The following is a 9,413-nucleotide window of genomic DNA, read 5'->3' as shown; positions in this document are numbered from 1 at the left end:
GGCTGCCGACGGGGGCCGTGTGCCGTCGTCAGGAGTTGGGTCCCTCCAGCATCTCGGTGACCAGCGCGGCGATCGGCGAGCGCTCACTGCGGGTCAGCGTGACGTGCGCGAACAGCGGGTGGCCCTTCAGCTTCTCGATGACGGCGTTGACGCCGTCGTGCCGTCCGACGCGGAGGTTGTCGCGCTGCGCGACGTCGTGGGTGAGCACGACGCGCGACGCCGTCCCGAGCCGGGACAGCACCGTGAGCAGCACGTTGCGCTCCAGCGACTGCGCCTCGTCGACGATCACGAACGTGTCGTGCAGCGACCGGCCGCGGATGTGGGTCAGCGGCAGGACCTCCAGCAGGCCGCGGGCGATGACCTCGTCGATCACGTCCTGGCTGACCATCGCCCCCAGGGTGTCGAAGACGGCCTGCGCCCAGGGCTGCATCTTCTCGACCTCGCTGCCCGGGAGGTAGCCGAGATCCTGTCCGCCGACGGCGTAGAGCGGCCGGAAGACCACGATCTTGCGGTGCTGCCGTCGCTCCAGCACCGCCTCCAGGCCCGCGCACAACGCGAGCGCCGACTTGCCCGTCCCGGCGCGTCCGCCGAGGGACACGATCCCGACCTCGTTGTCCAGCAGCAGGTCCAGCGCGATCCGCTGCTCGGCGGAACGGCCGTGCAGCCCGAACGCCTCCCGGTCCCCGCGCACCAGCTTGACCCGCTTGTCCGCGGTGACCCGCCCGAGCGCGTTCGACGCCCCGATCAGCCGCAACCCCGTGTTGCAGGGCAGGTCGCGGGCCTCGTCGTGATCGATGACGCCGTCGCGGAACAGCGCGTCGACGTCCTCCGCGGTCACCTCCAGGTCGGTCATGCCGGTCCAGCCCGAGAACAGCACGTCCTGGCCGTGGTACTCATCGGCGTCCAGACCGACCGCGGCGGCCTTGACCCGCAACGGCATGTCCTTGGTGACCAGCGTGACGTCCGGCGGCACGGACGGGTCCGCCTTCAGGTTCAGCGCACAGGCCAGGATCCGCGAGTCGTTGGAGTCGGTGCGGAACCCGGCCGGCAGGACCGTGGGGTCGGAGTGGTTCAGCTCGACGTGCAGCGTGCCGCCGGACTCGCCGATCGGCACGGGTGCGTCGAGACGGCCGTACCTGACGCGCAGCTCGTCGAGCTGGCGCAGCGCGGTCCGGGCGAACCAGCCCAGTTCGGGGTGGTGACGCTTGGCCTCCAGCTCACTGATGACGACGAGCGGCAGGACGACCTGGTGCTCGTCGAAGCGCTGCAGCGACCACGGGTCGGACAGCAGCACGGACGTGTCGAGCACGTAGCAGCGGGTGGTACCTGCCGGTGCGTCCCCGACGGACCCCTGCGGTGCGGAGGTCGGGTCGGTGAGGGCGGGACGACGATCGGTCACGGGTGCTCCCTCGCAGGCGCGGCACCGCACCTGCTCTGCGTCGGGCCGGCCGGCCCTGGTGCGGGCCGCGACGACGCGGAGGGACCATGGCGGTCCTCCGGCCGGCACGCCCGCGAGGGCCGGGTGCCGGCCCTCTCGGGTGCGTGTGATACCACTCCAGGGCCTCCCGAACGGGCCGCATCGGGTACAGCCCGTCGACATGGACGCTACTAGTGGTCACCCTCGTGCGGTCAATAGCAACGCTCCGTCGGATCGCAACGTTGACCCCTGATGGAACAGTCGTAACGTGCCGTTCATCGTGTGATCGGTACCGTCCGGCGTCAAGTCGGGTAGAGACACCTCGTTCGGCTGCGAGCCGTTCGGCTCAGTCAGGGACCGGCGTACGGAGCAATCCGACCGCTGCCGAGGGTAGTCCGCCGCGATCCGGACCGCGTCCGCTGCCACCGTCGGTGACCAGATCCGACGGCAGGACCGGGGTGTCGAGCAGGGCCGCCAGCGCGGCGGCCGGACCGTCCGGGGCCGCGGCGAGCCGGGCGCGCACGAGCGGGCCGCCCTCGGCGTAGGTGACCGGGTAGGTGCGCCACTGGGGATGGTCGAGGAAGTCGAGCATCCGCCGCGCCCGGTCGTCGTCGACCAGCAGCCATCGGGACAGGTGGGCGAGCACCGCGTCGGGGCCGGCGCCGTCGACGTGGCGCATGAGGGCGGCGTCGAGCCGGACCCGGCCGAGCAGGTCCAGCTCCCGTTCGATCCGCTCGGCGGCCGGGCCGTCGAGGCGCACGCCGACGCCCGCGAGGACGCGTTCGGCGACCGGGCCCCAGCCGGGGCCGGGCACCACGTCGACGGCGGCCTCCGCCGCACCCTCCGCGACGAGCCCCTGCGGGCTGTGGACCAGTCGCAGCGCCAGCTCCGGGTGCCGCGCCGACGCGATCTCGACCCGGCAGTACTGCAGGTGGTGGCCGGGGTAGACCTCGTGGGCGAGCAACGGCAGCAGCGACCCGGCGCGCACCCGGCCGGTCGTCGCGACCGAGACCCGGCTGTGCAGCCCGCCGCGGTAGCGGGTGAACGCCGTCCAGGGACGCGCGCCGACGAGGCCGACGTCGGCGTGCTCGCCGGCCGGGAGCCCCAGCGTGTCGCGGGTGCGGCCGCGCAGCTCCGCGACGACGGCGGCGACCGCGTCGGCCAGCCGGTCGGCGGGGACGACGTCGGCGGCCCGGTGGTCCCGCATCCGGGCGGCCAGCGGACCGCGCCCGGGCAGCACCGCCGCCAGCCTGCGGTGCGCCTCGTGCAGTTCGTCCAGCTCGCTACGACGCGGGACCACCCCGAACAGGTCGCGGACCTGCTCGAGGTAGCCGATGTCGTCGCCGGCGAGCAGCCGGGCCCGGCACCGCAGCGCGACCAGCAGCGCCTCCAGGTACCGGCGACGGTCGGCCGGGAGTCCCGCGGCCGCGACCTCCGCACGCAGCCGTCCGGCCGTGACGACCAGGGCCGCCGGGTCCTGGAGCGGCTCCGCGGCCACCCGCCGGGCGATCGACGGGTACGGCGGCGGCCCGTCCAGCACCCCCGGCCGCAGCCGGTCCAGCCGCGACGCGAGCTCCGCCGTCGCGTGCAGCAGGTCCACCCCCGGAGCGTAGGCGGCCCGGAACCGAACGACCGCGAGGGCGGCCGGTGACGCGTCCGTTCGGACGTATCCGGCCACGCAGGGTGCACGATCCGCGGACGGCGACGGCTCGGACGCGCGGGGCCAGAACAACCTATTTGGGGAGTATCGGAACCGTCAGTGAAAGTGTACCTCGATTGGGTCACGAGATTTGTTTCGTCGGAATAACACCGGTAGCTTTTCAGGTAGTCGGTACGGGCTCCCCCTCGTCAGCGTGCCGGCACGCGTGAGACCGGCTTCGGGCGGACTCGAGACTCAACAGGAGAAAACTGTGCTGAAGAAGGCTGGAATCGTGGTTGCGGCCTCCGCCGCGTCCCTGCTCGCCCTGTCCCCGCTCGCCTTCGCCGGCGACAAGGACGGCGACCACGGCCACAAGGGCGGCCACCACGGTGCCGAGAACGTCATCGACAAGGACGCCAAGGGCCTCATCGCCGGCCTGAACGGCAACAACCTCAACGTGCCGATCCAGGCCTGCAACAACAACATCCCGGTCAACGTGCTGGGCGTGCAGGTCCCGGTCGAGGACGCCTCCGCCCTCAACGGCCTCACCGGTGCCCTGGGCATCCTGGGCGACGCCAAGGCGAAGTCCGGCGACTCGGTCACCGACCAGTCCGACAACTGCGGCCAGGAGGCCGGCGCCGGCGACTCGATCGGCTGATCTCCTCGCAGATCTGAGAATGCCCCGGAGCTTCTGCTCCGGGGCATTCTCGTGTGTCACCCCGGGCACCCGCCGGAGTGACCGAAATTCCGCCGGGTCACCGTTCACCGCGTCCGCGCGGCCGTGTTCACCCCGTCGTGTCGACGCCACCGATACCGATCTGATTCACCAGTGACGTGATCACGCTCCGTACTCGGGCCGGCGGCCTCGCCGGCCGCCCTCCTCCCGGACACGTTCCAGAGCGCACGACGGTGCCGGACACCGGGCCACGCACACCGGACACCGGACACCGGACACCGGACATGATCACCGGTTGTGGAGCGGAGCGTCCGCAACGCGAACGTCGGACTCCACAACCGGTGATCATGCAGCCCGACAGGTGGAGCCAGCCGAGCCGGAGCAGGACGGCGCGCTGAGCCCGCTCGCGTTCGCGGGTGAGCACGGTGGCGACGCCTACATCGACGACAGCAGCACCAAGGCCGAGGCCTCGACCGTCGGGGGCTCCGAGAGAGCCATGACGAGTGAGTCGACCGGGAGCCACGGTCGATCCGAGTTCATCCGCCGAAACGTCGGTGTCGCGCGCCGAAGTCGCGCAGGGCGCGCAGGAAATCGACGCGGCGGAACTCGGGCCAGTAGGCCTCGCAGAACCAGAACTCCGAATGGGCCGACTGCCACAGCAGGAACCCCGACAGACGTTGCTCACCGCTGGTCCGGATGACGAGGTCCGGGTCAGGCTGACCGGAGGTGTAGAGGTGCTCCGCGATGTGGTCGACGTCGAGCGACTCCGCGAGCTCCTCGATCGTCCGTCCCGCCTCCGCCTGGGTCAGCAGCATCTTGCGGACGGCGTCCGCGATCTCCTGCCGGCCGCCGTAGCCGACGGCGACGTTCAGCTGGATGCCCCCGCGGTCGCTGGTACGGGCGACCGCCGCGGTCAGCCGGTCGGCCAGGCTGCTCGGCAACAGCTCCATCGCGCCGACCACCCGCAGCCGCCACGGCGTGTCCGGACCGGAGAGGTCGTCGACGACCCCGGCGATGATCTCCAGGAGGTCCTTGAGCTCCTCCGGGGAGCGGGTGTCCAGGTTGTCGGTGGACAGCAGGAACACCGTGACGACCTCGACGCCGGCCTCCGAGCACCAGCCGAGCATCTCCGCGATCTTGGCCGCGCCGGCGCGGTGCCCCTCCGCGGGGTCGACCAGGCCGGCCTCCCGCGCCCAGCGGCGGTTGCCGTCGAGGATGAGCGCCACGTGCCTGGGCCGCTCGGTCCCGGCGATCTGACGCAGGATCCTGCGCTCGTACACCGTGTAGAGCAGGTCTCTGAGGGCCACGTACACGGAGCCTAGTCCCGCGTGTGGCGTTCGTCCGCCGGACGGGACCCCCGCCGTCTCGACCCGTAACCTCGGGGCGCGTGAGCATCGCCCCGTCCGTCCCGCTCAAGCCCCGTATGCGGGGCTGGTTGCACCTGTGGAGCCTCGTCGGTTCCGTCTTCGCGTGCGCCGCACTGATCAGCGTCGCGGGGGCGCTCGTCGGGACCTCCGCGGCCGTGGCCACGGCCGTCTACACGCTGACCACGTTCGGCCTGTTCGGGATCAGCGCGCTGTACCACCGGCACACCTGGGCCGACCCGGCCCGGCGACGGCTGATGAAGCGCCTCGACCACTCGATGATCTTCCTGTTCATCGCGGGCACCTACACGCCGGTCTCGGTGCTGGCGCTCCCCGCGGCCACCGCCACCTGGGTGCTCGCCGTCGTCTGGGGCGGGGCACTCGCCGGGGTCGCACTCAAGCTCGCCTGGCCGACCGCGCCGGCCTGGGTGGGAGTGCCGATCTACATCGCGCTCGGGTGGGTCGCGGTGTTCGTGCTGCCCGGGCTGCTGGCCGGAGGCGGGGTCGCCGCACTCGTCCTGCTGCTCGCCGGCGGGGCGCTCTACACCGTCGGCGCGGTCATGTACGCGCTACGACGGCCCGACCCGTGGCCCGCGACGTTCGGCTACCACGAGTTCTTCCACGCCGCGACGGTCCTGGCCTGGGCCTGCCACCACGTCGCGATCTGGCTGGTCCTGCTGCGCTGACCCGCGCTCCCGCGGGTCGGCGACTCAGGAGCGGGCCGTTCCGGGCTCGCCCCGGTCGGTCGCGGCCGGGTCGGATCCGCCCTCGGCGGTCCCCTCGCCGTCGAAGGACTCCGGGAGGCGGGTGATGCGCTTGCTCATGTTGCGGATGAGGAAGACCGTCGCGAGCAGCAGGAGCAGCACGATCGCCAGCCCGGCCGGCGCCGCGTTGCCGAACTCCGGCAGCTGCCCGGGCGGCGGGGGACGGTCCTGCATCGGGACGAGCAGGCCCGTCACGACCTGGTTCACCACAGCCGTCACGTTCTCGACCTGCACCGCCACGCGCCTCCGTACTCCGGTTCCCGGGTCACCGGCACCGTCCCGGAGCTGCGGGACGGTCCGGTGGCCAGGCTACCCGCGGGGCCCGCGCCGTCAGCCGGCGCGGCGGCGCTCCCCGCCGACCTCGACGGGGATGCCGGCGAACAGGTCGTCCTCCGGGATCTCGGTGTCGACCAGGGAGTGGACCAGCTCGTAGTCCTCGGTGGGCCAGACCCGGGCCTGCACCTCGAGCGGGGTGAAGAAGAACCTGCTGTTCGGGTCGATCTGGGTGGCGTGCGCGCGCAACGCGTCGTCCCGCCGGCCGAACCAGTCCGAGCACGGGACCCTGGTGGTCACCCGGGTGCCGGGGTCGGGCCGGTCGCTGGTCCAGTTCTCCAGCCACTCCGCGTACGGCGACTCCTGGCCGGACTCGACGATCGCGTTGTGGAAGGCCTCCAGCCGGGCCTTGGAGAAGCCGTGGCCGTAGTAGAGCTTCAGCGGCTGCCACGGGGCGCCCGCCTCCGGGAAACGCGCCGGGTCGCCGGCGGCCTCCCACGCGGCCATCGAGATCACGTGGGTGCGGATGTGGTCCGGGTGCGGGTAGCCGCCGTTCTCGTCGTAGGTGACGAGGACGTGCGGGCGGAACTCACGGATGACCTTCACCAGTGCCGCGGTCTGCTCCTCGACGTCACCCAGGGTGAAGCAGCCCTCGGGCAGCGGGGGCTTCGGGTCGCCCTCGGGCAGGCCGGAGTCGACGAAGCCGAGCCAGACGTGCTGCACGCCGAGGATCTCGGCGGCGCGGGCCATCTCGTCCCTGCGGACCGCGGTCATGTTCTCCAGGACGTCCGGCCGTTCCATCGCGGGGTTCAGGATGCTGCCCCGCTCGCCACCGGTGCAGGTCACGACCATGACCTGGTGCCCCTCGTCGACGTACCGGGCGGTGGTCGCCGCGCCCTTCGAGGACTCGTCGTCGGGGTGGGCGTGCACCGTCATCAGCCGGGGACGCTCGCCGGGCGCCGGCAGCTGGACCGGGCGCGGGGCGGACGGGGTGTACTGCGTAGCCATCGGGGCGGGTTCCTCCACGGTCACCGGACTCGGGTCCCGCGCCGGTGGTCTGCCGGCGGCGGGCGGCGAGGCGTGCTCAGGGACGATCCTGGCAGAGAGGGCCGACAGGAACCGCGCCGAGCACGGGCACCGGCATCCGCAACGCCGTCGCCGGCGCCATCTGTTCCCGCCGGTGGACCGGTCTGCGACGGGCGGTTGCCGCCGGCGGGGACGGTACGGCTGCCCTGCCGTCGTCGACCCCACTACCTGCGAATACTTCTCCCGCGGGAACTTTCCGGGACCCGCACCCGTTCACCGAAAGGCTGCGACGAGCGGCACGCTCCGTGGTAAGGTGAGCCCCACACGACCCGCAGGCGGGTCGTGTTTTTCCTTACTCGGGGCGTGCTGCTCGGAGCCGCCACCCCCGTGTGCCCGCCGGGCGCCAGGCGTCCCGGCGGCGACACGTCCTGCTTTCCTGGAGGAGTTGATGACGGTGACGGACACCCAGGCCACCTGGCTGACCCAGGACGCCTACGACCGGCTGAAGGCCGAGCTGGACGGGTTGATCGAGAACCGGCCCGTCATCGCCGCGGAGATCAATGCCCGCCGCGAGGAGGGTGACCTGAAGGAGAACGGCGGCTACCACGCCGCCCGCGAGGAGCAGGGCCAGCAGGAGGCCCGGATCCGTCAGCTGCAGGAGCTGCTGCGCACCGCCCAGGTCGGCACCGCGCCGTCCAGCTCCGACGAGGCCTCCCCCGGCACCGTGCTCGAGATCCGCTACGAGGACGACGACGAGGCCGAGCGGGTCCTGCTCGGCTCCCGCGAGGAGGGCAGCCACGGCGACCTGCAGGTCATCTCGCCGCACTCCCCGCTCGGCGCGGCGCTGCTCGGTGCGAAGCCGGGTGACACCCGCGAGTACCAGCTGCCCGACGGCGGGACCATGAAGGTGACGCTGGTGTCGGTGGAGGCCTTCACCGGCTGATCCACACCCACCCGCGGAACGGGCCCGGCCGGTCGGCCGGGCCCGTTCGCGTGTCCGGGCAGGTCACGGCGTGGCGACCGCGTGCCCTGCCTCGCGCAGGTCGGCGACGATGGCGTCGCGGTGCTCGGGCCCACGCGTCTCCACGCTGAGCTCGACGTCGACCTCCCCGACCGCGAGCGCACCCCTGATCCGCGAGTGCGCGACGTCGGTGACGTTGGCCCCGAGCCGCCCGACCCGGGCCAGCAGCTCGGCGAGCGCGCCGGGCCGGTCGGGCATCCGCAGGTGCAGGGTGAGGTAGCGGGACGAGGCGACCAGGCCGTGCCGGATGACCTGCAGCAGCACGAGCGGGTCGACGTTGCCGCCGGACAGCACGCAGACGACCGGCCCCGGCCACCGGTCGGGCTGCTCCATCAGGGCGGCGACGGACGCGGCCCCGGCAGGCTCGACGAGCATCTTCGCCCGTTCCAGGCAGTGCAGCAGCGCCGCGGACAACGCGTCCTCCGAGACCGTGACCATCTCGTCGATCAGGGCGCTGACCTGGGCGAACGTGACGTCACCCGGGCGGCCGACGGCGATCCCGTCGGCCATCGTGCGCATCCCGCCGACCGGCATCGGCGCACCCGCCGCGAGCGACGACGGCCAGGCCGCGGCACCCGCGGCCTGCACCCCGACGATCCGGATGTCCGGCCGCGCGGCGCGCAGGACCGCGGCGGTCCCACCGAGCAGCCCACCACCGCCCGCGGAGATCAGCACCGTGCCGACGTCGGGGACCTGGTCGAGGATCTCGCAGCCGACGGTGCCCTGCCCGGCGATGATGTCGGGGTGGTCGAAGGGGTGCACGAACACCGCGCCCGACCGCTCGGCGGCCGCGGTGGCGGCCGTGACGGCCTCGTCGACGGTGCGGCCGGTGAGCACGACCTCGGCGCCGTAGCCGCGGGTCGCGTCGACCTTGGGCAGCGCCGCCCGCTCGGGCATGTACACGGTGGCGCGCACGCCCAGCAGCCGCGCGGCGAGCGCGACGCCCTGGGCGTGGTTGCCGGCCGACGCCGCGACGACACCGCCCGCGCGCTCGTCGTCGGAGAGGCGGGCGATGCGCGTGTAGGCGCCGCGGATCTTGAACGACCCGGTGCGCTGCAGGTTCTCGCACTTCAGACCGACCCGGGAGCCGGTCAGGTCGGACAGGGCACGGGCACCGGCGACGGGCGTGGTGCGCACGACACCGGAGAGCAGTTCGCGGGCGGAGAGCACGTCGTCGGCGGTGACCGGGGGGATGACGGGGGCGGCCATACCGGCAGTCTCGCACCGCCCCGG

Annotated in this window: 9 protein-coding genes; 3 read left to right on the top strand and 6 right to left on the bottom strand. The window is 72.8% G+C overall.

Features of this window, described 5'->3' with window-relative positions; genetic code table 11:
• Positions 1–28: 28 nt before the first annotated feature.
• Together Ae717Ps2_RS02710 and Ae717Ps2_RS02705 are read right to left on the bottom strand one after the other, a co-directional pair.
• The gene (locus tag Ae717Ps2_RS02710; protein WP_043278933.1) at positions 29–1,309 is read right to left on the bottom strand and encodes a PhoH family protein; all 1,281 of its coding nucleotides are present in this window, start codon (positions 1,307–1,309) and stop codon (positions 29–31) included.
• Between the two features lie 454 nt (positions 1,310–1,763).
• Positions 1,764–3,017: a hypothetical protein gene (locus Ae717Ps2_RS02705; RefSeq protein ID WP_075312364.1), complete on the bottom strand. Its 1,254-nt coding sequence runs from the start codon at positions 3,015–3,017 to the stop codon at positions 1,764–1,766.
• A gap of 331 nt (positions 3,018–3,348) precedes the next feature.
• On the opposite strand from Ae717Ps2_RS02705, the gene Ae717Ps2_RS02700 reads away from it, so the two are divergent.
• Positions 3,349–3,714: a hypothetical protein gene (locus Ae717Ps2_RS02700; protein ID WP_233147422.1), complete on the top strand. Its 366-nt coding sequence runs from the start codon at positions 3,349–3,351 to the stop codon at positions 3,712–3,714.
• Between the two features lie 554 nt (positions 3,715–4,268).
• Here Ae717Ps2_RS02700 and Ae717Ps2_RS02695 read toward each other — a convergent pair.
• Positions 4,269–5,039 (bottom strand): isoprenyl transferase, encoded by a 771-nt coding sequence (locus Ae717Ps2_RS02695; protein WP_075312368.1) that lies wholly within the window; start codon positions 5,037–5,039, stop codon positions 4,269–4,271.
• 116 nt (positions 5,040–5,155) lie between these two features.
• Between Ae717Ps2_RS02695 and Ae717Ps2_RS02690 the strand changes: the two genes are divergently transcribed.
• Entirely contained in the window at positions 5,156–5,782 is a 627-nt protein-coding gene (locus Ae717Ps2_RS02690; protein WP_075312370.1) for a hemolysin III family protein, read from the top strand.
• Positions 5,783–5,806: 24 nt separating this feature from the next.
• On the opposite strand, the gene Ae717Ps2_RS02685 is transcribed toward Ae717Ps2_RS02690, so the two are convergent.
• Both Ae717Ps2_RS02685 and mca read right to left on the bottom strand, forming a co-directional pair.
• Positions 5,807–6,100: a hypothetical protein gene (locus tag Ae717Ps2_RS02685; protein WP_139318813.1), complete on the bottom strand. Its 294-nt coding sequence runs from the start codon at positions 6,098–6,100 to the stop codon at positions 5,807–5,809.
• Between the two features lie 90 nt (positions 6,101–6,190).
• Positions 6,191–7,069 carry a mycothiol conjugate amidase Mca gene (mca, locus tag Ae717Ps2_RS02680; protein WP_075334146.1) on the bottom strand — a complete coding sequence of 293 codons (879 nt, stop codon included), beginning with the start codon at positions 7,067–7,069 and terminating at the stop codon, positions 6,191–6,193.
• A 544-nt stretch (positions 7,070–7,613) separates the two neighbouring features.
• On the opposite strand from mca, the gene greA reads away from it, so the two are divergent.
• Positions 7,614–8,102: a transcription elongation factor GreA gene (gene greA, locus Ae717Ps2_RS02675; protein ID WP_170917035.1), complete on the top strand. Its 489-nt coding sequence runs from the start codon at positions 7,614–7,616 to the stop codon at positions 8,100–8,102.
• A 63-nt stretch (positions 8,103–8,165) separates the two neighbouring features.
• Here greA and ilvA read toward each other — a convergent pair whose 3' ends face one another.
• Positions 8,166–9,389 (bottom strand): threonine ammonia-lyase, encoded by a 1,224-nt coding sequence (gene ilvA / locus Ae717Ps2_RS02670; RefSeq protein WP_075308271.1) that lies wholly within the window; start codon positions 9,387–9,389, stop codon positions 8,166–8,168.
• Positions 9,390–9,413: the final 24 nt, after the last annotated feature.

This window comes from Pseudonocardia sp. Ae717_Ps2 (genome assembly GCF_001932475.1).
Classification (GTDB): Bacteria; Actinomycetota; Actinomycetes; order Mycobacteriales; family Pseudonocardiaceae; genus Pseudonocardia.
This window is presented reverse-complemented; position numbering and strand designations above follow the sequence as displayed.

Coding starts and splice junctions, on each gene's coding strand:
- Ae717Ps2_RS02690 (WP_075312370.1), top strand. CDS start 5,156: ATGCGGGGCTGGTTGCACCTGTGGAGCCTCGTCGGTTCCGTCTTCGCG.
- mca (WP_075334146.1), bottom strand. CDS start 7,069: ATGACGGTGCACGCCCACCCCGACGACGAGTCCTCGAAGGGCGCGGCG.
- ilvA (WP_075308271.1), bottom strand. CDS start 9,389: ATGGCCGCCCCCGTCATCCCCCCGGTCACCGCCGACGACGTGCTCTCC.